This is a genomic window from Rickettsia sp. Oklahoma-10, from assembly GCF_039954865.1.
Taxonomy (GTDB): Bacteria; Pseudomonadota; Alphaproteobacteria; order Rickettsiales; family Rickettsiaceae; genus Rickettsia; species Rickettsia oklahomensis.
This window is the reverse complement of record NZ_CP157197.1, coordinates 750541-776440: the sequence shown is the minus strand read 5'-3', so window position 1 is coordinate 776440 and position 25900 is coordinate 750541. Positions and strand designations below refer to the sequence as shown.

The following is a 25900-nucleotide window of genomic DNA, read 5'->3' as shown; positions in this document are numbered from 1 at the left end:
AACTAGCTATCTTTTTAGGAAAATCTTAAATCATTTCAGTAATTTTGCTGCCTATTCATTATAATTCACCTTTTTTAACAAAATAATAAGGTCTTCATATAATGCTTTCCTATTTGGATTTAACATGATAACTCTCTGTGATAGAGGCCACTACGTCTTCTGGCTTTATGCTATCTAAACTAATAAAGACTCTTCATGAGAGAATGCTCTATTTGGACCTAGTACAATAGGTTTCTTTAATGATTTAATCGCATTATCTTATTGAGTTCTCATTAAAATAGAACTTAAGCTATGAAAAACTTCAGCGTCTCTGTTGTTATACTTTTCATTTTAACTATAAGTTTTGACAAAACTTGAAAGTTCTTCAAGATCAATTTCAACAAATTTTCGTGGATTGTCTTGTGCATATTTATATTTACATCTGTGATGTAAATTGACACATTTTTAAATAACTCTGCAATTTCATCTTGAGTCATAATCTATTCTCAAAAAAAAAATAAAATATTGCCTATAAATCATCCCTAATTCAAGTTATATTTACTAATAATATAAAAAACTAAAATGATAAAGAAAAAACATAATCCAAACGAATATAGGGAAAATATTATTATTAGGCGTTGTAGGAGTAGGAAATATGATTTTACTACATAATATTTCGTATAAATGGGAAAAAGAAAAATTATGAAATGAAAAGTTTAATTACCGTATGTAGAATTACGTTGAAAAAATTATTAAATGCAAATTATATCCAAAAATATCAAACTACGGAATTACATCAAGATAAACTCGGTTGTTTCATTTATTATTGTCTATATTTAAAAAACCACAAGAATTAATAAATATAAGTGATTAAAGATCAAGTATTATTATTACTGGATAGTTATGATAAAATAGCTTTTTTATCAGGAAATAACTGTGATTATCGTAATATTATGAAAGCGGTATTTCATTATAAAAACGTAATAATAAATTTTAGACCATATGCACTTTGTAGAGGAAATGACTAACAGGTTTGAAAGAAAAAACATTAGCTAAATGCAAATTAACAGAATTATTTCTTCAATTTGGGTTGCAACTTTATCTTCCATAAAAGTAACCCATACTCCTACCTCTCAGCTAATACGGATTATAGTGTTAGTTAAGTATAAAAATAAAAATATAAAAAACAAATAAAATATTGAGTAAACAAAAAGTCTTTTAGCCTGTTTGTTATCAGGGGTATCATAGAATAAAGAACCGACATAATATAGAAATACTAATCCAAGAATACCAGAAATTATTAAATATATAAAATTACTCATTCCGATAAAAAAAGGCATCAGCGAAACAATAAGTAATAAAATGCTGTAAATTAGAATTTGTTTTTTAGTATATAAAGGTCCTTTTATTGCAGGCATCATCGGTACTTTACAGTCTTTATAATCTTCATTACAGAATAAAGCGAGAGACCATGAATGTGGTGGCGTCCAAATAAAGATAATTAAAAATAATATAACTGACTGAAGAGCTATAGTATTACTTACTGCTGCATAACCTATCACAGGAGGCAATGCCCCCGATACTCCACCAATAACGATATTTTGTATGGAACGACGCTTTAACCAAATAGTATAAATAAAGATATAATAAAAAATAGTGAATAGCAGTAACAAGGATGCAAGCAGATTAACACATAAAGCCATAAAAAATACTGCAAAAAATCCTGTTATCAAACCAAAAGATAAAGCCTCATCAGGTTCTATAGCACCTCTAACTATAGGTCTTGTTTGAGTACGCTTCATTAAACTATCGATATCTCTATCGTACCACATATTAATTGCCCCTGCACTACCTGCACCAAGAGCTATACAAACAACTGCAATACTAGCAATAAATGGATGTACAGAATAAGGAGCAAGCCACATACCTACAAAACCCGTAAAAATTACAAGCGACATTACACGCGGTTTCATAAGTAAAATATAGTCTTTAACTGTACTCTGTGGATTAATTTTATTTAAATTTATCGACTTTATTAAGGAGCTCATATGAAATAATTTTTTAATTGAATATAAAAAGTTTTAGGTTAAAAATCAATGATTGACTTTGATGCAAGAAATGTATATATTTTCTTGTGATTCAAATAAAAGTTAAGGATATTTCAGTGACAAAAATTGTTCGTTCTAAATATAAAGCTAGTAGAAGGCTTGGAGTAAGTCTATGGGGTGATAGCAAGGATGCTTTCAATACACGAAATTATCGTCCTGGACAACATGGGCAAAATACCATGATTAAAACTTCAGATTACGGTTTACATTTAAAAGCTAAGCAAAGATTAAAATGCCACTACGGTCGTGTCACTGAAAAACAATTTAGAAATATTTTTGCACTTGCTCAAAAAATGAAAGGTAATACCGGTGAAAACTTTATTGGGCTACTTGAAAGTAGACTTGATACAGTAGTTTATAGAATGAATATAGCTCCAACTATTTTTGCTGCAAGGCAATTAGTTTCACACGGTCATATTAAATTAAACGGTAAGAAAGCCGATATTGCAAGTATACGCCTAAAAGAAGGCGATGTTGTAGAAGTTAAAGAATCCGTAAAACAGATAGCACTTATTCAAGAATCTGTTTTAAAACAAGGTCAAACAACTCCCAATTACTTATCATTTGATGTACCTTCATTAACCGGTAAATATTTAAGAGTTCCTGCTCTTTCTGATGTGCCATATCCTTTTGAAGCAGAAGTTCATTTAGTAATTGAGTTGTATTCTCGTTAATACATAATACTCTGTACAAATTAAGTTCACTACTCTAAGAATGTTTATAATGTCATTCCCGCAGAAAGTAGGAATAAAGTTCAACATATAAAAACTTATTTTTATCTGTTTATTCTAATATATATTAATATTAAAGTTATTATTCCTGCTTTCGCAGGAATAATGTAGAATCATTGTGCCGAACCATATAACATATTTCTCAACATTCACTAATGCAATTATAATCAAATTTTAATTATAGCCAATCCAGCCCCACTGGTAACAGACGCGCGGATTAGAAAATATATAATAGAGATATGCAAGATGATGAGCAACGTGCTACTTGAGTAGAGATCAATTAACTATATGATAGGCATTTTTAGGATTTCTTTATAGACTTCAAGATTTTTTCTAAGCATTAGATCAAGAGAAAAATTATTAATTACTGTATGTCTTGCTGCTTTTTGAATTTTCTTAGCAGAATCGGCACCTAAAATCGAGAAACAATAATCAATTTTCTGCGCTAATGCGTCAGCATCATTGGGTTTTACGTGGAAACCAGTTATATTATTATTTATTGTTTCTACTGCCCCACCAATATTAGTTGCAATAACAAGCTTCTCCATTGCTTGCCCTTCTATAATAGTACGACCGAAAGCTTCAGGCTCAATTGAGGCAGAAACGATAATATCAGAAATTCCATAAAGATTTATTATATCTGAATCGTTACCAAAAATTTGAATTTTATTTTGAAGTTTCAGATTAGCTATAAGCTCTTTTACTCTATTAGTAAAATTAGGATGTCTAGATATATCACCGACCATCAAACAATAAAAATCTCTATGTTTTAACTTACTTAATGCTTCTACTAAAACAAGGTGTCCTTTCCAACTTGTCATTCTAGAAGGCATTAATATTATTGGCACGTTGCTCGGTGCATCATATTTATCACGACATTTTTTAAGTTTCTCCGGTGTTAAATTTGCTGGAGTAAAATAATCATAATTCACTCCACGCTCAATGACTACTATTTTATTTGCATCAACTTTATAGTTTTCGAGCAAATGTTGTTTTACAAAATTGGACACGGCAATAACTTTCTCGCCTTTGAGCATTATACTATTATAATATTTTTTAAAACTATTCGGAATATTATAAACCCCGTGAAAAGTAGTCAAAAACTTAGCATTTGTCCATTTTGTTGCTAAATATGAACTCCATGCCGGTGCCCTTGATCTTGTATGAACTATATCAACATTATATTTTTTAATTATTGCTGCTATTAATCTTGCATTATTGAGAATTACAAAAGGATTTTTACTGCTACTGTTCATCTCAATATGCAATATATCTGCCTTATCTAACTCTTTAACTAAAGTACCACCTGCTGAAATTATGATAGGAGTATGACCAAGAATTTTAAGATATTTTGCAACTTCTATAGTGCCTCTTTCAACCCCTCCCGAAACTAGAGCAGGAACTACTTGCAAAATCGTATATTTATTGTATCGTTTACTTGACTTTAATAAAGGCATTAAATCTCAATCTATTAAAATAATTATTTAAAATGTATAAGCTTTATAATAGAACACAAGACAAATTTATTGTCTATAATAATTATAGACTAATTAATACAAATATTCCATCTGTAATTTTTTTACACGGCTTAATGTCTAGTATGCAATCAACTAAAGCTCTTTATTTAATAGATTATTGTAAAAAAAACAATTATAATTTTATTGTTTTTGATAATTTTGGTCATGGAAATGCATCAGGACGATTTGAGGACCAAACAATTAGTAATTGGTTAGAGGGAATCTCGCTCATTTTAGATAAATTAATAGATACAGAGGCCATATTAGTCGGTTCAAGCATGGGAGGATGGCTAGCACTCCTTGCAACTTTAAGATTTCCTAATAAAATAAAAGGACTTGTATGTTTAGCTCCCGCTCCCGATTTTACTGAAGATATTTGGCAAAATATATCGCTAGATGATCAAAATAAGATGCAAAAAGAGGGAATGCTAGAAGTAAGCAGTAAAAATTGCGAATATAAATATCCTATTAGCTATAAACTAATAGAAGATGCAAAAAAACATTTAATGCTAACAAAAAATAAAATTGATATAAATATACCGATACATCTAATTCATGGTATGTTAGATAAAGACGTACCTTATAATGTTTCAACAAAATTATTAGACAAAATAACCGGTAAACAAATAGTATTAAAATTAATTAAGGATGGTCATCATAATTTATCTAGAGAACAAGATTTAAAGATAATGACAAATTCCTTAGAAGAAATAATAAGTAATGTTACAAAATAATATATAGACATTGTTGTGTGGATCAAACCATCCAAGTCAAGCGCAACTTGATCATAGGATCCAGTTAAAAATACTAAAATTCAGTACCTTAGGTTATTTTTTAAACCCCGTGGTCAAACGAACTAGGTGACACAGTAGGTTTTATCACTTTACACAAAAATGCCTACCCGTAATAACGTGACGTAGAATTTTAAACCACCAATAAAAAATAAATATGTCTAGCAAAATAAATAAAGTTTATGATTTTAAAGAAGTGATAGAAGCAATAGAGCAAGCTGATAATACTAGCTTGGTGCTTTTTGATGTAGATGAAGTAATTGTAATGGATAGTGATGAATCTAGGTTAACACATGATTATAGAAAAGAATTAGTAAGCAATATTGAAAAAAGACTTACCAAAAAAGAATGTGAATTATTACTTAGCATTGTTCTTAAAGATAGGAAAGCTAGATTTGTTAACCCAGATATCTTAACAATATTTGCTCTACTTAAAGAAAAAAATGTACCAGCAATGGCTCTTACTAAACTTCCTACCGGAAAATTCGGTACAATTGAAGATATGATCAAATGGAGAATTCATGAATTAGCCGAATTAAAGGTAAATTTTCAGGAGTTGTCACATATAAAAGATGAAATAATAATTGAAGATTTTAGTGCAGGATACGGTAGCCCTACATTAAAAGATGGCATAATTTACACCGCAGAATATGATAAAGGAAATGTGCTTGAATATGTATTACGAAAAATGAATTATTATCCTAAATCAATAATATTTATTGATGATATAGAAGAAAATTTATTATCATTACAAGAAACTTGTAAGAAACTAAAAATTAACTATCAAGGATTTGAATTTATTGGTGCTGCTATCGTTCCTGAACCTCATCTTGATAAACAATTAGAAAAAATTAGATTTGAAGTTCTAGAAAAAACACATAAATGGTTAACAGATATGGAGCTTAAAACACAAAAGTAATCTCATGTTTATAAAGTTTATTAATTTACTTATTTTACTAATTTCATTATCTGTAATAGCAAATAAAGAAGCAACCACAAATGTTATCAGTGTAAAAGCAACTAAAGTACAAATTGCCGAACTTTATGACATATTTAATGTTGTAGGACAATGTCAAAACGATAATAGCCGTAATTATTATGCTAATGCCACCGGAGTAGTTGAAAAGGTATCTGCATCTCAAGGAGAAATAGTAAAAAAAGGTGATACATTGCTAGTTATAGATAAAAACATAGCAGAAACCACTAAATCTAGAGCAGCAGCTTTATTAAATACAAAACAAGCAGCTTATAATAGAAAAGCAGCTTTATTTGCTAAAAAATTTGTAAGCAGCGAAGAATATAAAAGATCAAAAAGTGAACTTGAAGACGCAAAATTCAATTATTCCAAAGCTCTAAAAACATACAATGATATGATAATTACCGCACCCTACTCCGGTAAAATAGGTGTAATTAAGGCTAAAGTCGGTGATGAAATAAAAATTGGAGATTATCTCTTTAGCATTACTGGAACAGAAAACTCACAAAGTATTTTTATTGAATTACCGGAATCTTTAAGCGAAAAAGTTGGAATCGATACTGAAGTTTTAATTGCAGGAAAAATTAAAAGCAAAATCGGAGCAGTATCACATTACTTATCAGATAATGGTACTATTACTGCTAAAATTATTTTACCATGTGCAACAGACTTTTTAAATAATGAAGCTCCTAAAAAGGAATTTGAAGGAAACACTTCAACTCGTACTGCAGTGTACAAAGAAATACATAAGGACGCGAGTACCGGATTAACGTACAAATTACCTTTAAAAATGAGTTATTCAAAAAATCTACTGCATAATAGCTTTATAGATGTTATGCTTATAATCAATCCACATAAAAATCTAACTGTTCCCGAAAGTTGTATTCAACGAGATAATCAAGGTAATTTTATTTATAAAATAGATGGTGATACATCTAAGAAATTATACGTCAAAATTGGTACACGCACGGAAGGTTTAATTGAAATTATCTCAAACGATATTCAGGAAGGCGACTTAGTCGTTACTGAAGGTATGACTAAAATCGGTGATGGATCAAAAGTGAAAATACTTGAGAAATAAACTAATTAATTGCTTCTTTTAAAAACTCTTCTACTGAATTTACAACTATTAAACTCTCATTATTATTTAGAAACCTTCTTACTGCTCTTGCTATCGACGTAGGGGAATTAGGATCAAATGTCTCTTTTGGGTTTACTATATCTCTTACATAATCTAATTCAGATGCAATAATAGGTGTTTTATATTTTGTAGCCTCAATTAAAGGCAAACCTAATGACTCTGACTTGGAAGGGTAAATTAATGCTGAAACTTGTGTATATAAATTTAATACTTCGTTATAAGATATTTCTCCTAGGTTAATAACATTTAGTTTATATTCTTGTATAGATTTTTTTAATTGTTTAGCTGATTCAGGATATAACTTAACATTTACAGTTAAAGCAAGAGATGGTTTTATGCCTACATCAGCAAGAATTCTCCATGCTTTCAATAAATTAATATGGTTTTTGTGCGATTCCCCACTAGCAGGATAAATAAAATCAAATTTTTTAAAATCTGAATTTTTACTTTTTACCGTATTATTTTGAGGGACAAAAGCTAGTACAGTGACATCAATGTCTTGACTTAAAAACTCCTTAGCAACTCTCAGCATAGAAGGAGTTTGTACTATATATTTTATATTGTTATATCTAGCACCTAAATGTAACCAAATTTTTTTTAATGATGTTAAAATTGAATAGTTATTGTTTTTTAAAGGTTCTAATAAAATACGATTTTGTAAAAATACGATTACTTTACCTTTTATAGAGAACAAAGGAGGTAAACCATGAAAACACAACACAATATCATTGATTTTGCAATTTTTCTTTAATTCCCATTCAGCTAATAACCGTGATTTAATAAAAACAATATTTTTTATAGAATGAGATAAATCTAATTGCGTTTTTACCCTTTCATCTAAATATATATGTCTCCAATTATTGGTAAAATCTTTACTATTTAGAACTTCTTTTAACAATATTAACCCCCCCCCTGTATGAATACTAGGAGCATAAAATATAAGATTATTTTTTAGTGTTTGTTGATATTCTTCCTTATCCATCTATATATTTTTGTAATTGTTGTATTTATACCATGCTCTCTTAAAGAAGATATTATTTCTGTAATTATAAAAACCCAAAATCCTGCTATAACTTTCTGCTCTGCCATAGAAAGAGCTAATTTATATGATTTCATGTATCTATTTTTCTTTAAAAAAGCAGCAATATTAGACAAAAATTGATTAGTAGACCCTTCTATTTCAATCATTTCCTCTTTTGTTAATTTTTTTAAAAAACCTGACCATAAAATCTCATATTCCTCTAATTGATTTAAAGCAGCATTAGTAGTTTGTGCAGAGTGTAGCCGCGACTTTATAAGAACTTCATGATCAAAATAAACAGGAGCTACTCGAAAAAGTTTAAACCATAAATCGTAATCTTGAGTATATTTTAAAGACTCATCAAATAAACCAATTTTTTGAAAAAATTTACTAGGAATTAATAATGTACACCCATGAATTAAACCATGCAAAAGGGGAAATAGTGAAATGTTTAATTTGTTTTTTGAATATCTTTGATCAAGTTTTATAAAATATAAAGAACGTGATTTCTTGTCGATTAGTTCATAACCACAATAAACAATAGTATTTTTATTATCTAATTTACTTAATATATTAACTTGATGTTCAATTTTATTAGGTAAATACACATCATCATGACTGAGCCATGAAAAATATTCCCCTTGCATATTTTTTATGCCACAATTTAAGGCTGAACCACACCCACCATTTTCTTTATAAAAATAACGTATTTTGTCCCCGTACGATAATGCAATAGCTTCTGTTTCTCCATTATCTTTTGAACCATCATTAACAACAATAATTTCAATATTTTTGTAAGTTTGAGCTAAAGCACTATCTATAGCTTCACGCATATAGTTAGCACCATTATATACGGGGATTACAATGGACACTAGAGGAGTATATATATTTTGCTTCATCTAACTCTTCAATCCTAAAAACTTTAAAAATACATCTTTCATACAATCTAAAGTAAAATCTCGAAAAAAGCATTCTGAACCGTTTTTAGCAAATTTTTTATAAGAATCTTCATCAGTTATTACCTTTTCAAGTTCATATATTATTTTATCAGCATCAAGAGAATTACATAAATACCCTGCATTATTTTCTGCTATATATTTGCTTGGTGAAGAATAGTCTGGAGCATGGCAAAAGACGGGTCTACCGGACGCAAAATATGTAACTAATTTTGAAGGAAAACTTGTACTTGATTCTTTATAAAATTCTTTAGAAAACCAGTAAGGCATATAAAGAAGATCTGACTCAGTAAGTAATCTAATGGTTTCTTCTTGAGAACGCCATCCTAAATACTCAAAATTAGCAGGTGACTGCGTAAATGCTTGAAAACATCTACCCATTACCCGCACTTTAATCTTTTTGCCTGCAATAATCCAGTTAGCTTGATTAAGCGCATTAATAAGACTTAGCCATTCATCTTGAGCATAAAACTGTCCTACCATACTAATGATAAATTCATCTTCATCTCTATAAGAAACAGAAAGTAATCGGGCAAATTCTTTTGGTAATCCTGCAATTACCGGTATAGTAGATATATTATATTTAGTCTTATAACTCTCAGACATCGCCCATGAAGCAGTAGCACAGCAAGTACTATGTTTAATTACCTCATCAAATTCTTTTAAAAGCCTTCTTTGAGTAAACAAATCAATTTTATTAGCTCGAAGCCACCACTCAAAAGGATCCCATATTTGAGTAAATAAAGACACTGTTAGCTTTTTAGCTAACAGTCGTGTTAATCTAATTATAGTTTGCCCTTGTAATACTGCCCATATAGCATCAACTTGCTGCTCTTTAGCAAATTCTATTATTTTAGGAAGTAACAAATATTTTACTTTTACAGCATTAAATAGCTCAAAACTATAAGCAACTAAGTCTCCTACTTTTCCTTCTTTATGTCTTCTAGCAGCTTCAATAGGTTTAAATAATTTTAAGTGAGGAATTGCTTTTAGTTCTTTTGGTATTTTAAATTCTAGAGTAGGATTTGCAACACTACAGATAACAATTTGATCTAAAGGTAAAAACTGTACTAAAGGATATAATACTAACCCTGCCGTATAATTCTCACACGGCGGTATATCAGTTAAAAGTAAAATTTTCATTTATTTAAGGTCTCTTTATAAATACTTACTAAATTTTTTATGTGCATATCTTGACTATAATGTAATTCAGCTATTTTCCTACCTTTATTACCTCGCTCTAAACACTCTTGCGGATTATCAATTAATTGCTTTACAGCATATGATAAAGCGTTACTATCACGCATTGGAACAGAGATACCGACTTCTGGAGCAAAAGTTACTTCAGGCAATGAATTATCGCCATCAAAAACTATTACCGGTTTACTGCATGCCATAGCTTCTATTGCCATAACACCAAATGCTTCAGCAACAGACGGCATCAGGAAAATATCACAAGCAGCTAAAGCATCGCGGAGTAATACATCATCATTAGTCCAACCAAGCTCAATTATCTCAAATTTTCCTCTAAAACGTTCTAGTATATTATGCCTACCAACCGTTAAAAGACATATAGGTTTTGTAGTTTCTAATTTTTCTAGTGCCTCCATAATATATTGGTATCCCTTAAAATGAGTATCTTCAGAACGAAAGCATATTACTATTTTATCTTCACTAATATTAAAGCGTCTTCTTGCATTTGCAGTGAAATCGGAAGAGAAAAATTCTAAATCTATACCAAAAGGTAAATAATGAACTTTAATTTCTTTACTATTAAACAGTGGAGAGACATTAACCATATTATACATCCATTTTGATGCTACAATTATGTTAAAGTTAGCCTTCTCATAAGCCATACGTTTATAGTTAAATAAAAATCTACTATTATCTTTTTTCATTGCGAACGGAGTGTTAAGATCAAGGCAAACGCCGCAATCTTTTTTCCAGCCTAAACAACCCATTGGATAAACACAACGTCCAGTCATTGCCCAAGGGTCATGTAATGTCCAAAGAGTAGGTTTTAAATCTGTGATCATTGATAGATCTCTAATACTAAAGTAACCGGAATGTATAATATGAAGATGTATTAAATCTGCCTCTTGAAAAGCCGGCATTTTTATTATTTTAGGAACATTACGATACAGAATAGATTGTAGAGAAGCTTGCTCTTCTATTAATTGAAGAATTAAATTTACTTTTCTTGTTACTATACCCTCAAATGTCAGTACTTCAGGATCATTAGTATCCTTAGCCCATACTAAGTGCTTAGATTCAACACCATATTTTTTTAAAATTGGTGTTATAGACAAACCATGAAACCTACGACCCGGCGATTCATAACCATTTATTTGTAATATTTTCATTTAACTTAGACCTGATTAAACGCTATAATAGCACTCTCATATTGCTCTTAATTTATTTAATATTCTTCTTATTTTAGAGTAAATCTTTATAAAAATAGAGTGATTCTCATTACTGATTTTTAGTTCTTGCTCCTTGATTTTCAACTGTTCTTTAAGTATTTCTAATTCTTCAGTATTAACGATTAACTGATCTGTTAATTGGTCTGTAGTAGATTTTAATAATTCTTGCAAATTATTTATTTGTGTATTAGCAGAATCTAGTAATTTTTGTAAATTATTGATATTTTTAAATTGTGAAGCAAATTTATTTATCTTAGATACATATTCTTGAGCTGTATTAATCGCAAAATTTATTTTTTCACTCTCGACTATTTCTAAAATTTCTTTTAAAGACGTCGTTGCTCCTTTCTCAATTAATAGTTCTGTTGTACGTTGACACTTCCATAAACCACATTTTAAACTACTTTTTATAATTTCACTGTTTATAACTTTTTCTCTAAAGTCAGGAAATGTAGCTGTAAAATTTTCTAAATGATTAGTAGTATCAAATAAAATCTTGTGTCCATACACATCATTAAAATAATTTTCAGTATATACTATATTTTTTATTGCATAAAACCCTCCATAAGGAGTAGTAAGAAGCTTACCCTTAGCATTACGAGTATGTAATACTTTACATCCTATAATACTCCATCCTGGAAAATCTTCTGGATACCATCCGGATTTATGTTCTTGCCATTCTCCTCCATGTAAATTCCAACCGTCGGTATCATGTATTTCTTGCGGCATAAAACCCAAAGGGGTAAATATTATAATTTGTTTACGAGCTACCCGTTCACATTCAATTAATACTTCTTTCCCACTTTCCTTAGGCATATGCTCTATAACATCTATTAAAAATATTGAATCAATAGATTTATCGGAAAATGTAGTAAGAGTAGCTTTTGCATCTAAAGGAATTATTATTGAATTAGTTCCTGATAAATTCTTTTTTAATATTTCAGCATACTCTTGATATGGTTCTACACAAATAAGTAAATCAGGAACTACATATTGTTGGGGACGAATCCCGCATCCAATATCCATAATACTGGAAACAGAACTTATAAATTCTTTTATTTTAGTATGAAAAATATCTGCCGAATACCATTCTTCAACTACTTTATCTTCTTTTATCATTTAAACCAAACCGTACGGTTAATATAATCCACATAGCTTAAAACTATACGTAATATTTTCTTTGATACAAGTCCTGCTTCTACATAATCTGGTATTATATTTTGCATACGTTTGTTACTTTCATATTCTGCCGTAATAGCTTTGACTGATTGTAGCACACGCTCAACCTTAAAACCCGACATAATTAATGTGCCAACATCCATACTTTCAGGACGCTCATGTGCTTCTCTAATATTTAAAGCAGGTAAATTAAGTATCGATGCTTCCTCGGTAATAGTACCACTATCGGATAAAATACAAAATGCATTCATCTGCAACTTAACGTAATCCGTAAACCTGAAAGCCGGCAAAAATCTTATTTTATCTCCTAACACCTGACAGCCTTCTAAATCTTCGAGCCTTTTTTTAGTCCTTGGATGTGTTGAGAAAATTACGGGGAAATTATACTCTTGAATAAGAGTTTGTAAACTACTTAATAATTCTTTCAGATTATTTTTTACATCAACATTTTCTTCACGATGTGAGCTAATTAAGAAATATTGTTTTGATGTAAGTGATAATTTTTCTAAAATATCAGATTTTAATATTTTAGGCATAAAGCGGTCAAGGACCTCAGGCATATGTGAACCTGATTTAAAGGTAAGCTCAGGCGGCAAGCCTTCAGTAATTAAATAACGCCTAGCATGCTCAGTTAATGTAATATTAACATCGCTAATATGATCAATTATTTTACGGTTTATTTCTTCAGGTACTCGTTGATCAAAACAACGATTTCCTGCTTCCATATGGAAAATCGGAATTTTACGACGTTTAGCAGCAATTGCTGCTAAACAAGAATTAGTATCACCGTAGAATAAAACAGCATCAGGTTTTTCTTTCTCAAAAACTGTATCAACTTTTTCAATAATAAGCCCGATAGATTTTGCAGTATTATCTGATGCTACTTCTAAGAAGAAATCAGGTTTTCTAATTCCCATATCATCAAAAAAAACCTGATTTAATTCATATGCATAATTTTGACCGGTGTGAACTAGGATGTGATTAGTATATTTATCAAACTCGGAAATCACGCAGCATAGTTTAATAAGTTCAGGACGAGTACCAACAATCGTCATTACCTTAAGCATTTTTTAGCTCCTCTTGTACGTAATCAAGAGTCAGTAATAACTCTTTTACTTCTTCTAAATTTAAACGTCTTGTATTATACGAAGTGTAATCATCTAAAAGCGCTACTTTCTTTTCACCTTCAACAAAATATTTTGCATAATTAAGATCACGTCCATCCATAGGAATACGGTAATAATCACCTAAATCTTCAGCCTTTGCCATATCTTCGGATGATACTAACGATTCATAATGCTTTTCTCCATGACGTGTACCGATAAAGCGTACTTTATTTTTGCTACCAAATATATCTTGTAACGCTTTTGCAAGTACTGCAATTGTACTTGCCGGAGATTTTTGTACAAAAATATCACCCTGACGACCATGCTCAAACGCATATAAAACCAAATTTACCGAATCTACTAACGACATTAAAAAACGTGTCATTGACGGTTCAGTAATGGTTAATTCCTTACCTTGTTTTATTTGATTGATAAAAAGAGGAATGACTGAACCTCTAGAAGCCATAACATTACCGTATCTAGTAACACATAGCACTGTTTCATTCATTGAATGCATACGTGCTTTTGCTATTGCTAACTTCTCCATTAACGCCTTAGATAATCCCATTGCATTAACTGGATATACGGCTTTATCTGTACTAAGCACTATAACTTTTGCAACTTTGTTATTAATTGCTGCACTTAAAACATTTTCAGCACCTAGCACATTAGTATTGATTGCTTCCATAGGATAAAATTCACAAGTCGGCACTTGTTTTAAAGCTGCTGCATGGAATACGTAATCTACACCATGCATCACCTCATCAACACTTTTATAATTACGTACATCACCTATATAGAATTTAAGTTTTGGATTACTTAAAGTAATACGCATATCTTCTTGCTTTTTTTCATCCCTACTGAAAATTCTAATTTCTTTAATATCGTTAATAATATCGGATCTAAGAAAATGAGAAAGCACCGCATTACCAAACGAACCAGTACCTCCTGTAATCATTAAAGTTTTATCTACAAACATAAATACCTATTTTAAAAAATTGTAACATCATTCCAGCATAGGCATTGTTGCGTGGACGTGAACCGGTTTTTCCATTGTTATAACACGACCTAGTCGCAAGATAACAAGCTTATCAACCAAACTTATACATATTTTTTACAAGCTCACACCAATCAGGCGGAGTATATCCTGTCACCTCATTAAAACAAGTAGCATCAAGTGAGCGATCTATTACAAGCTCACCTGACGGAATAATATCGATTTCTTTATTATATATTTCTGCTACTAATTTTAACAATTCTAACTTATTAATCGGTTTTGATGCAACATGATAAAGCCCGTATAACTCTTTATTAGGCAATACAAAATCCCTTATTATTCTTGCAAGTTCTACTGTCGGGAAACCTGAATAAATAACTTTCTCAAAACCTTTTACTGAACCTTCTGCACTTAAAAACCAATTGATTAAACTTCTATTTCCTGCTAGTTCATGACCTATAATGGAAGTACGCAGCGTAATAGTATGAGGGTAGTCTACTTCACCAAGAAGCTTAGAACGTCCATAGAGATCATAACAATCAGGCAAGTCACTTTCCTGATAACTCCCTTTTTTGCCTGAAAATACACAATCCGTACTAATATGAATTAACCTACTACCTGCAAGCCTACATAAACCCGCTAATCTATGCGGTAACAAACTATTTATCGGCAATGCTTTTAACGGATCACCTGCATCTGCTAGTTGTTTTACAAGTCCTATACAATTTATTACTATATCAGGTTTTATTTTATTAAATACTTCAACTAAAGAATCATGATGCTCAACATCTAAATTTGTAATTAATTTATCGGATAAATCCTTAGAAAAATAAGAACGAGCGGAATTATTGCGAGCTGTCGCATAAACATCAAATTTTTTATCACTGCTTAAAAACCTAAATATGCTATTACCTAGCATACCGGTAACACCTAGAATTAATATTTTCATGGTATATGAAACTTCATTTTATCGCATCGTTTCTACCATAAATAATATATCTTTACAATAAGCTTTTTGCAAATCTAGAAAGATATTACCTAAAAAGTGACTTTTACCCGACTCTTTAAAAATACCCTATTTTCATTCCCGCAAAAATGGAAATGATTTAGAAACATTAGGGTTTTCCCAAGAAATTCTTTTAGGCAATACCGATAGAAATATATAATTATCAACGCATCAATTTATCTCTCCTTCTTTTTTCATAAGCTTTAATTCTTAATTAGAATTCAATAATCTTTATACTTATAAAGTATATTGCTTGCTTGTTCTATATTTTGAATGCAAAGTCGATATTATTAATTCTGATTCATATTGGTTTACATATTAATCCACCACCAACCATATCACAATATTTACCTAAGCGAAGCGCGGTATCAGCAGTAAAATAAGAGTGATGATGCTTTAATTATATTATTGATTCTAGTAATAGTTACATTAATATCACGAACACATTTACTTTGTCTATAAATACCCACATGCTCCATAAATCCTGCTAAAATAATTCGTCCCTGTGTAATAAGGTGGGAACTTGTGTGTCATAAATTCTTTCCTAATTAATAAGAATCTATAATTTTAACAACAAAAATTAAAACCGCTTAATTGAATCAAGCACATTTTCCAGTATCATACTAGCTGCTACTGCATCATCGTTATTATTACGGTTTTTTCTTTTCACTCCAAATGACTTAAGGAAATTATTCGCTGCTTTTGTAGTTAGTCTTTCATCTTGTAAATATATAGGCAAATTTGTAGACTTTGCTAACTCTTCAGCAAATTTCATCACTATATTAGTTTGCCGTGTTACTACACCGCTCATGTCAATCGGCAAACCTATTACAACGCCGCAAATTTTATATTTTGCGATGATACTAAGCAAAAAAGTAATAACAGCATTTTTATCTAACTCGGTTATAGTATTTAAAGGCATAGCAATACTCCGTTCCACATTGGACATAGCAATACCAAGTTTTTTACTCCCGTAATCAATGCCGATAAGTGGAGCATTCGGTATTAAACACCTATAAAATTCTTGAAGATTTTTTATGATCATGGTAGTTTTAAGTCTATATTATATTTAGATTTTATATGCTAAAAATTATTCAAAAACATTTAGATACGAAATTAGTTACATTATCGGCAATTTTAGCCTTTATTTATTGTTTGTTATTTAATACCGCAATATTGATTTATAAATTTGATTATTATAAAGCAACGATCTTTCGAGGGATATTAGAATTATCAAAAGATTTTTGTTATATTTATATATTTTCTTTTATAGCATTTTTTGGTCTTAGCGTACATAGATTAGTGTTAATAATCGGTACAGGATTTTTATTTATAACATCCGCTATTGCTAGTTATTACATTTATTTTTTCAAAATAAATCCTACTAAACAAGTAATAGGTAGTTTTTTCTCAACAGATTTAAACGAAGTTTATGAGTTAACCAGTATTAAGTTAATAATATGGATAATTTTTTGCCTTTTTACCTGTTTTTATACCCTCAAATCTTTCGCTGCTGAAAATTCTAAATCATTTGTAACAAAACTATTATCTGCCGCTTGTTTATTTATTTTTGTATATAATATTATTACTCCTTCATTTAAGATACTAAAAAATTATTTTCCTGTTCAGTATTTACATAATACCTATCTTAATTTTACCGGAAAGTTTAGTGATAAAAATTATGCATGTATAGATATTAGCAACCAATATAATTTTATAGATAACTCTGACACCCATATTATAGGCGTTTTAGTTATAGGCGAATCGGCAAGATTTGATCATTTCGGTATTAACGGCTACGAAAGAGATACGACTCCTTACTTAAAAAGTGTTCAAAACCTCATTTCTCTCAAAGCTAAATCTTCTTCTAACCTTACCTATATTTCCGTACCATCGTTACTTTCACGTTATCCTGCAAGTCAAATTGAAAATGCTAGACAAGAGAACAGCTTTTTATCAATTTTAACACACCTTGGCTTTAATACTACTTGGATTGGCACTCAAACTTTAATGAGGAGTTTTGCAAATTTTGACCTAAGTCATATCTACAATGACGTTAATTTTACTATAGTACCAGGCGGCTCTGCCCTATTCTCTCTAAATGATCATGATGAGAAAATATTGCCTTTTATAAAAGAAATAATAACAAAGTCAGACAAACAGTTTTTAGTAGTACATACCTCAGGCAGTCACTGGAACTATAATGCGCGATATCCTAAAGAATTTGAGTATTTTACCCCTACATGCCCTATTAAGGTTAAGGGAGATGCAAGTGATTGCGATAAGCTTGCTTTAGTTAATAGCTATGACAACTCTATTTTATATACTGATTTTTTTTTATCCAATTTAATAGATCTACTTAAAAATAAAAATGCATTTTTATTATATGTATCAGATCACGGTGAATCACTAGGAGAAAATGGCTATTACGGACATGGAGGTCCGTTACTTGCAGAACAAGTAACCGTGCCACTTATAGTTTGGGTATCGGATGACTTTAAAGCAAAATATCCTGAAGCAGTATCTTCAATTAAAAATTATGCTAATACCGAAATTAACCATGATTATGTATTTCACTCAATTCTTGATTGTTTAAATATAGATTCCAACATAATAGATAAAGACCTAAGTATATGTAAATCTAGTTAAAAATTATTGAGTTATTAAAAATCAATACATAAATTAATATCTTAAATAATTATATATATATTTCTGATACATCTAAACTAGAAGAAGACTATAAAATATTATAGATTTTTACAAAATATTTTACTTAAAACATTAGAATAAAATCAAACTGCAGAAATGTATTTATTAAAGGAAGATTTAAGTAGTGCTTTAATAAGATGAAAAATGCATATGAACAACTTAAAGAATATTCAAGCATTCTTTCTTTATACAAAGTAATTAGAACCCATTAAATATAATAATATTTTTTTGATTTAAATACTGTTTTTATAATTAAAAATAATATAAAGTAAAAATAAAAAAGGTATCAAATATGGAATACACATTATTAATTTTTAGTATTATAGCAATTTTAGTTATAATACAAATGGTTAAAGTTGTACCGCAACAACAAGCATGGGTAGTGGAAAAACTTGGAAAATTTGATAAGGTACTGCAACCTGGTTTAAATTTACTAATTCCTGTTATTCAAAGAGTAGCATACAAACATACTTTAAAAGAAGAAGCAATAGACGTTAATGCACAAACTGCTATTTCAAACGATAACGTGACACTATCTATTGATGGCGTTTTATATGTCAAAATCATTGATCCAATGGCAGCTTCTTACGGTGTAAATAATCCTTACTATGCTATAACGCAACTTGCCCAAACTACCATGCGTTCAGAAATCGGAAAATTACCTTTAGATAGAACTTTTGAAGAGCGTGAAGCATTAAATATTGCTATAGTGTCAGCAATTAACCAAGCTGCTATAAATTGGGGTATACAATGTATGCGTTATGAAATTAAAGATATACAGCCACCGCAATCCATACTTAAAGCTATGGAATTACAAGTCGCAGCCGAGCGTCAAAAGCGAGCCCAAATTCTAGAATCGGAAGGTAATAGGCAAGCAAAAATTAACCATGCAGAAGGTGAAAAAGCACAAATCGTACTGAATTCAGAAGCTTCTTATACAGATCAAGTGAACAGGGCAAAAGGTGAAGCAGAAGCAATAGGCTTAGTCGCTACCGCTACAGCAAATAGTATTGAGATTGTTGCAGCAGCAGTACAAAAAACAGGAGGAAGTGATGCAGTCGCTCTTAAAATAGCCGAACAATATATCAGTGCATTTGGTAATTTGGCTAAAAATACCAACACTATAATTTTACCTGCAAATCTTTCAGAACCGAGCAATTTTGTAACCGGAGCGTTAACTATATTTAACCAATTAAAAACTTCTTCTGAAAATAAAACAAATAAGTAATAATTTATAAAGATTTATTATTGTAATAATAATTAGTTTTATATATCATATCAGATTATTAATTAATAAAAGGTTATGAATATGTCAGTCTTTGTCGGCAAAACTGCTCCGGATTTTACAGCTAAAGCTATTATGCCTAATAATAATATAGACGATAAGTTTAAACTTAGTGACTATGCTACAGGAGATAATATAGTGTTATTTTTTTATCCCCTAGATTTTACTTTTGTTTGTCCATCAGAAATTATAGCATTTCACAATAAACTTGGTGAATTTACCGAAAGACGTACTAAAATAGTAGCTGTTAGCGTTGATTCTCATTTTAGCCATTTAGCTTGGAAAAATACTCCGCATAATAAAGGAGGACTTGGACAAGTTCAATTCCCTATGGTTTCCGATATAAAAAAAGATATTTCTTCAAAATATAACGTACTTAATGAAGATGGAGTCGCTTTGCGTGGAACTTTTTTAATTGATAAGGATTTCATAGTACGTCATATGCTAGTTAACGATTTGCCTATCGGTCGTGATATTAATTATACATTAAAAGTAATCGAGGCTTTAACTCACCATCAACAGTACGGTGAAGTTTGTCCTGCAGGTTGGCATAAAGGTGAAGAAGCAATTACCCCGTCACATGAGGGTATAGCACATTATTTAAGCTCACATGCAGAGAAATTATAGTTGTTCTATTAATATCCCGTGATTAAACTACGGGATCTTGTATTACAAGCTTTGTCCTAAGGTCCCCGCGTTCAAGAACACTAGTTTATATCAAATAACCCTAAATAATGCTAAAAGAATTATTCTCTGCCTCTAGTTCCGCAATATCTTATGACACTATTTTACGGCTTATTAGGAGTAAAAATGTTGGTCCTAAAGCGTGCTGTAGTTTAATTCAATTATTTGGTGATACAGCTACCACTAATATAGATAATGCTCCGGGTTTTTCTTTAAGAGATGGTAGTTCAAAAGCAATTAAGAGCTTTAGCAAAAGTGATACTGAAAAAGTAAGTAGAGTTTCTTGAACAGAACAATGCTAAGATTAGCACATATAAATCTCCAGAATATTCAAATTATTACTGGAAATTTATGATCTTGTGCTGGTATAGCTATAAAGGCAATATTAAGAGTTATTAAATCATAATAAATACTAGGGCTAAGAAATGCTTATACAAATGGAAAACACTTGGCTTATAAATTGCTACTGGTTTAGTAAAATTATACAACTGTTTCAGGACTAACAAGAGGAATAGGTAGAGTGCATCAAGCTGCAACTTATAAAACTATTGGAGTTATTGCAGGTGGTATTATTGATCATAATATCCACTAGAAATAAAACATTATTTGAAAGTTTAGTTGAAGAAGGTTTAATATTAACTGTAATTACCTATCTGGTCTACACCTCTTGGTAAACATTTTCTACAACGTAATAGAAAATATCAGGACTAACCTTAAAGGTAATAGTAGTAGAATCACGCTTAAAATCAGGTTCGTTAATAACTGCAAAATTTGTATTTGAACAAGTAATAGAAAAATATTTGCGTTCTAGTTTTCCATTTAGATCTAAAATGTCAAGGCACAAATAAATTAATTAGAGAAGGAGCGTACTTAGCGGAATCGGCAGACAATATTGTAGCTAATTTACCACAATATAAAAAATTTATTGAAAAAGATTATGAGTCATATAAAGATTTTATTTAAATGGACACTAATTTTAAAACACTAGATACAATATATCTAAAAGAACTATCACAAAAGGAGTGTAATGCTATATTGGAGCTATTATCAGCAGTACCTATTAATTTTGAATATTTACACAAAGAAACAGAATTACCACTTCCTATTAATACACGGTAATATTAGAATTAGAACTCGCTGGTAAAGTGTTACGCAATACTGGTAACAAAATCTCATTAGTTTATAATACGTAGATGAAATTAGTAATAGTAGAATCGCCGGCAAAGGCAAAAACAATAAATAAATATTTAGGTGACGAGTTTAAGGTCATTGCATCATTCGGTCATATAAGAGATTTACCTTCTAAAAAAGGATCAGTATTACCTGATGAAAATTTTGCAATGAAATATGACATTTCAGACAAAGCTGGTAAATATGTAGATGCAATAGTTAAAGATGCAAAAAAAGCTGATGTGGTATATCTTGCAACCGATCCGGATCGTGAGGGTGAATCTATCTCATGGCATGTTGCAGAGGTAATAAAAGAAAAAAATAAGGTTAAAACTGATGATTTTTTTAAAAGGGTAGCCTTTAACGAAATCACTAAAAAAGCAATTATTCATGCAGTTGAAAACCCTAGAAAACTTGATACTAATTTAGTAAATGCTCAACAAGCAAGAAGAGCTTTAGACTATTTGGTTGGCTTTACCCTTTCACCTCTTTTATGGCGTAAGTTACCTGGATGTAAATCGGCAGGACGTGTACAATCTGTAGCTCTACGATTAATATGTGAGCGAGAAGATGAAATAGAGCGTTTTAAGTCAGAAGAATATTGGGATATTAGCCTTAAAATGCAAAATAGTAATAATGAATTATTTACTGCTAAATTGACTCATGTAAATGATCAAAAGCTAGAAAAATTCTCAATTACTAATGAAAAAGAGGCAAAAGATTTAACCGAAAAATTAAAGTCTCAAAAATTTCATATCGATAAGATAGAACAGAAACAACAGAAACGTCAACCGCAACCTCCTTTTATTACTTCATCACTACAACAAGAAGCAGCACGGAAATTAGGTTTTAGTGCTAAGAAGACTATGCAAATAGCACAAAAACTTTATGAGGGTATTGACATAGGGAATGAAACTATAGGGCTTATTACCTATATGAGAACCGACGGTGTTACATTATCAAATGAAGCAGTAGCAGATATACGTAAGTTAATTGATAAAAATTATGGCGATAAATATTTACCGAGCAGCCCTAGAATTTATAAATCCAAAGTAAAAAATGCTCAAGAAGCTCATGAGGCGATAAGACCGACAAATATAACTTATACTCCTGATAACTTAAAAGAAAAACTAGAAAAAGACTATTATAAACTCTATGAACTAATTTGGAAAAGAACTATAGCCTGCCAAATGGAAAATGTTATAATAGATTTGGTAGTTGCAAATTTAGCTTCAGAAAATAAAGAATATTTGGCAAAAGCAAATGGATCGACTATAGCCTTTGACGGGTTTTATAAGGTTTATCGTGAAAGTATAGACGATGAAGAAGAGGAAAAAAATAAGATACTGCCACTTTTAAAAGAAAATGAGCAGCTAAAAACTAAAGAAATTATTCCAAATCAGCATTTCACAGAACCACCTCCAAGATATTCGGAAGCAAGCTTAGTGAAAAAACTTGAAGAACTTGGGATTGGTCGCCCCTCCACCTATGCTACTATTTTATCGGTGTTACAAGAGCGAAAATACGTCTCTCTTGAGAAAAAACGTTTTATACCTGAAGAGCTGGGACGTTTGGTAACAGTATTTTTAGTTGGTTTCTTCAAAAAATATGTAGAATATGATTTTACTGCAGGTCTTGAAAATGAATTAGATGAAATAGCAGCCGGTAAACTCGAATGGAAATCTGCCTTAAGTAATTTTTGGAGCGGTTTTAACCATAATATTGAATCGGTAAACGAACAAAAAATAACCGAGATTATTAGCTATGTGCAGAACGCCCTTGATTATCACTTATTTGGTGAGAATAAAGAATCTAAAGCTTGTCCTTCATGCAAAACAGGCGAACTTAGTTTAAAGCTCGGTAAATTTGGAGCGTTTTTAGCATGTAGCAATTACCCTAAATGTACCTTTAGAAAATCCATTGTTAGCGGTAATGATAATAACGAGAATGAAGATGAGCTTTCTACTACTCCTAATGAGCATAAAATTTTAGGCACTGATAAAGATGGGATAGAAATATATCTGAAAAAAGGACCTTACGGACCTTATATTCAACATGGAGGACAGGAAGGTAAAGTAAAACCGAAACGTAGCCCCGTTCCTGCTAGTTTGAACCAAAGTGATATCACATTTGATATAGCATTAAAGCTTCTAAGCTTACCATTTAAAATTGGTCTTCATAAAGATACTAACAAGGAAATTATTATAGGATATGGTAAATTTGGTCCTTATATAAAATATATTGGTAAGTTTATTTCAATCCCAAAGAAATATGATTTTCTAAATTTAAGCTTAGATGAGGCAATAAAGTTAATCGAAGACAATAAGGCAAAATTAGAAAAGAAACAAGCGTGATAAGTATTATACTGTACAGTATTCAGTACCTCTAATGTCATCCTAGATAACTAGATAGCAGGATCCATTAAGTTATTTTTTTGGATACTGTGGTCAAGCTACCGTATGACATATGTATTTTAATAATTTAAATACTACAAATAATGACAAAAGTTATAACACGATTTGCTCCATCACCAACCGGTATGTTACATGTAGGTAATATTAGGGCAGCACTAATTAACTGGCTATATGCAAAGAAGTATAACGGACAGTTTATCTTAAGGTTTGATGATACGGATTTAGAACGCAGCAAACAAGAATATAAAGATGCTATAGAGGAAGATCTAAAATTTTTAAATATTAATTGGGATCACATATTTAACCAATTAAGCCGTTTAAGTAGATATGATGAAATCAAAAATCTATTATTAAACAAAAAAAGATTATATGCCTGCTATGAAACCCCTGAAGAGCTAGAGCTAAAACGTAAAGTTCAATTATCTAAAGGATTACCTCCAATTTATGACCGAAATAGTTGTAATTTGACGCAAGCACAAATAAAACAATATATAGAACAAGGAAGAAAACCACATTATAGATTTTTGGTAAATCATAAGCTGATTAGCTGGCATGATATGATCAAAGGCGAGGTTAAATATGATTGCAAAGCTTTAAGCGACCCAATAGTGATCAGAGCTGACGGTAGTATGACCTATATGCTTTGCTCAGTTATTGATGATATCGACTATGATATTACTCATATTATTAGAGGGGAAGATCATGTTAGCAATACCGCTATTCAAATTCAGATGTTTGAAACTTTAAATAAGATGCCGCCGGTTTTTGGGCATTTAAGTTTAATAATCAATAAAGATGAGAAAATTTCTAAAAGAGTAGGAGGATTTGAGATCGCAACTCTTAGGAAACAAATAGGGCTTGAAGCTATGGCAATTGCCAGCTTTTTTAGTTTACTTGGTTCTTCATCACAAATCTTGCCTTATAAAAATATGGATGAATTAGCAACACATTTTGAGATAAATCATTTCTCTAAAAGCCCGACTATTTATCAACCGGAAGATTTAGAAAGATTAAATCATAAATTACTTATCAGTGTAGATTTTGATGAAGTAAAAGATCGCCTTAAAGAAATAGGTGCCGAATATATTGATGAAAATTTCTGGTTATCGGTAAGACCTAACTTGCAAAAATTACGTGATGTAAAAGATTGGTGGAATATTTGCCATCAAACTCCAAATGTAGAAAATCTCAATTTAGATAAGGAATATTTAAAGCAAGCAGCAGAGTTGTTACCACAAGGTGAAATCACTAAAGATAGCTGGAATATTTGGACTAAAGAAATAACAAATATCACAGGCAAGAAAGGTAAGGAGTTATTTTTACCTCTTCGCCTTGCTTTAACCGGTAGAGAATCAGGACCAGAAATTGCAGAAGTATTACCTTTGATTGAGCGGAAAGAGATAATAAAACGATTAACGTAAAAGCACTTTGTTGTATGAATTCTATGTCATTTTTCCATGTAGGCATTGTTGTGTGTATCGATTCCACCCATGTTATCATGACAACTTGATCGCAGGATCCAGTTAGAAAAAATCATTAGTGTTTTAAATTATTTTTTGAATACTGTAGTCAAGAGCCACGTTATTATGATCTGATCTAGAGAACCTTTTTTGATCCATGCAACAAAGGCAATGCCTTACAATTGAGTAAGGCATTAATTTTAGTAATACTCTATAATATTATTTGGTATTAATAGCACAGGCAAGT

The 25900-nt window shown here is 30.7% G+C and carries 23 protein-coding genes and 1 pseudogene; 13 read left to right on the top strand and 11 right to left on the bottom strand.

The window, feature by feature from the left end; genetic code table 11:
* The first annotated feature begins 845 nt into the window (after positions 1–845).
* Positions 846–1007, top strand: coding sequence for a hypothetical protein (locus AAGW17_RS03480; RefSeq protein WP_347938671.1), 162 nt, complete (start codon positions 846–848; stop codon positions 1005–1007).
* A 105-nt stretch (positions 1008–1112) separates the two neighbouring features.
* Here AAGW17_RS03480 and cyoE read toward each other — a convergent pair whose 3' ends face one another.
* Positions 1113–2027: a heme o synthase gene (cyoE, locus tag AAGW17_RS03475; RefSeq protein WP_347938669.1), complete on the bottom strand. Its 915-nt coding sequence runs from the start codon at positions 2025–2027 to the stop codon at positions 1113–1115.
* Positions 2028–2143: 116 nt separating this feature from the next.
* Between cyoE and rpsD the strand changes: the two genes are divergently transcribed.
* Positions 2144–2761: a 30S ribosomal protein S4 gene (gene rpsD / locus AAGW17_RS03470; protein WP_347938667.1), complete on the top strand. Its 618-nt coding sequence runs from the start codon at positions 2144–2146 to the stop codon at positions 2759–2761.
* Between the two features lie 341 nt (positions 2762–3102).
* Here rpsD and AAGW17_RS03465 read toward each other — a convergent pair whose 3' ends face one another.
* Positions 3103–4275: a glycosyltransferase family 4 protein gene (locus AAGW17_RS03465; protein ID WP_347938666.1), complete on the bottom strand. Its 1173-nt coding sequence runs from the start codon at positions 4273–4275 to the stop codon at positions 3103–3105.
* Between the two features lie 32 nt (positions 4276–4307).
* On the opposite strand from AAGW17_RS03465, the gene AAGW17_RS03460 reads away from it, so the two are divergent.
* From AAGW17_RS03460 to AAGW17_RS03450, 3 genes are all read left to right on the top strand, one after another.
* Positions 4308–5069, top strand: coding sequence for an alpha/beta hydrolase (locus AAGW17_RS03460; RefSeq protein WP_347938665.1), 762 nt, complete (start codon positions 4308–4310; stop codon positions 5067–5069).
* Positions 5070–5283: 214 nt separating this feature from the next.
* On the top strand, positions 5284–6045 hold the full coding sequence (locus AAGW17_RS03455) for a DUF2608 domain-containing protein (RefSeq protein WP_347938664.1): 762 nt from the start codon (positions 5284–5286) through the stop codon (positions 6043–6045).
* 4 nt (positions 6046–6049) lie between these two features.
* Positions 6050–7183, top strand: a complete 1134-nt coding sequence (locus AAGW17_RS03450; protein WP_347938663.1) for an efflux RND transporter periplasmic adaptor subunit — start codon at positions 6050–6052, stop codon at positions 7181–7183.
* Between the two features lies 1 nt (position 7184).
* Here AAGW17_RS03450 and AAGW17_RS03445 read toward each other — a convergent pair whose 3' ends face one another.
* From AAGW17_RS03445 to ruvX, 9 genes are all read right to left on the bottom strand, one after another.
* On the bottom strand, positions 7185–8225 hold the full coding sequence (locus AAGW17_RS03445) for a glycosyltransferase (RefSeq protein ID WP_347938662.1): 1041 nt from the start codon (positions 8223–8225) through the stop codon (positions 7185–7187).
* On the bottom strand, positions 8195–9163 hold the full coding sequence (locus AAGW17_RS03440) for a glycosyltransferase (protein WP_347938659.1): 969 nt from the start codon (positions 9161–9163) through the stop codon (positions 8195–8197). Before AAGW17_RS03440 ends, AAGW17_RS03445 begins: the two co-directional genes overlap by 31 nt.
* Positions 9164–10363: a glycosyltransferase gene (locus tag AAGW17_RS03435; protein ID WP_347938658.1), complete on the bottom strand. Its 1200-nt coding sequence runs from the start codon at positions 10361–10363 to the stop codon at positions 9164–9166.
* A complete protein-coding gene (locus AAGW17_RS03430) occupies positions 10360–11583 on the bottom strand; it encodes a glycosyltransferase family 4 protein (protein WP_347938657.1) in 1224 nt (407 codons plus the stop codon). The genes AAGW17_RS03435 and AAGW17_RS03430 overlap by 4 nt, the downstream gene beginning before the upstream one ends.
* A gap of 36 nt (positions 11584–11619) precedes the next feature.
* The gene (locus tag AAGW17_RS03425) at positions 11620–12762 is read right to left on the bottom strand and encodes a methyltransferase domain-containing protein (RefSeq protein ID WP_347938656.1); all 1143 of its coding nucleotides are present in this window, start codon (positions 12760–12762) and stop codon (positions 11620–11622) included.
* On the bottom strand, positions 12759–13889 hold the full coding sequence (gene wecB / locus AAGW17_RS03420) for a non-hydrolyzing UDP-N-acetylglucosamine 2-epimerase (RefSeq protein ID WP_347938655.1): 1131 nt from the start codon (positions 13887–13889) through the stop codon (positions 12759–12761). The genes AAGW17_RS03425 and wecB overlap by 4 nt, the downstream gene beginning before the upstream one ends.
* Positions 13882–14907, bottom strand: coding sequence for a polysaccharide biosynthesis protein (locus AAGW17_RS03415; protein ID WP_347938654.1), 1026 nt, complete (start codon positions 14905–14907; stop codon positions 13882–13884). The genes wecB and AAGW17_RS03415 overlap by 8 nt, the downstream gene beginning before the upstream one ends.
* Before the next feature lie 112 nt (positions 14908–15019).
* A complete protein-coding gene (locus AAGW17_RS03410) occupies positions 15020–15874 on the bottom strand; it encodes a dTDP-4-dehydrorhamnose reductase family protein (RefSeq protein WP_347938653.1) in 855 nt (284 codons plus the stop codon).
* Positions 15875–16511: 637 nt separating this feature from the next.
* Entirely contained in the window at positions 16512–16976 is a 465-nt protein-coding gene (gene ruvX, locus AAGW17_RS03405) for a Holliday junction resolvase RuvX (RefSeq protein ID WP_347938652.1), read from the bottom strand.
* Between the two features lie 35 nt (positions 16977–17011).
* On the opposite strand from ruvX, the gene AAGW17_RS03400 reads away from it, so the two are divergent.
* The 8 genes and pseudogenes from AAGW17_RS03400 (at position 17012) to gltX (ending at position 25614) form a co-directional block, all read left to right on the top strand.
* Positions 17012–18580, top strand: a complete 1569-nt coding sequence (locus AAGW17_RS03400) for a phosphoethanolamine transferase (protein ID WP_347938651.1) — start codon at positions 17012–17014, stop codon at positions 18578–18580.
* A gap of 90 nt (positions 18581–18670) precedes the next feature.
* A pseudogene (locus AAGW17_RS03395) lies at positions 18671–18852 on the top strand (hypothetical protein).
* A gap of 80 nt (positions 18853–18932) precedes the next feature.
* Positions 18933–19868 carry an SPFH domain-containing protein gene (locus AAGW17_RS03390; RefSeq protein ID WP_347938650.1) on the top strand — a complete coding sequence of 312 codons (936 nt, stop codon included), beginning with the start codon at positions 18933–18935 and terminating at the stop codon, positions 19866–19868.
* Positions 19869–19949: 81 nt separating this feature from the next.
* Entirely contained in the window at positions 19950–20552 is a 603-nt protein-coding gene (locus AAGW17_RS03385) for a peroxiredoxin (protein ID WP_347939407.1), read from the top strand.
* A 107-nt stretch (positions 20553–20659) separates the two neighbouring features.
* Positions 20660–20896: a DNA processing protein DprA gene (locus tag AAGW17_RS03380; RefSeq protein ID WP_347938649.1), complete on the top strand. Its 237-nt coding sequence runs from the start codon at positions 20660–20662 to the stop codon at positions 20894–20896.
* A gap of 676 nt (positions 20897–21572) precedes the next feature.
* Positions 21573–21728: a hypothetical protein gene (locus AAGW17_RS03375; RefSeq protein ID WP_347938648.1), complete on the top strand. Its 156-nt coding sequence runs from the start codon at positions 21573–21575 to the stop codon at positions 21726–21728.
* Positions 21729–21802: 74 nt separating this feature from the next.
* A complete protein-coding gene (topA, locus tag AAGW17_RS03370) occupies positions 21803–24133 on the top strand; it encodes a type I DNA topoisomerase (protein WP_347938647.1) in 2331 nt (776 codons plus the stop codon).
* A 143-nt stretch (positions 24134–24276) separates the two neighbouring features.
* Positions 24277–25614, top strand: coding sequence for a glutamate--tRNA ligase (gltX, locus tag AAGW17_RS03365; RefSeq protein WP_347938646.1), 1338 nt, complete (start codon positions 24277–24279; stop codon positions 25612–25614).
* The last annotated feature ends 286 nt before the right edge of the window (positions 25615–25900 follow it).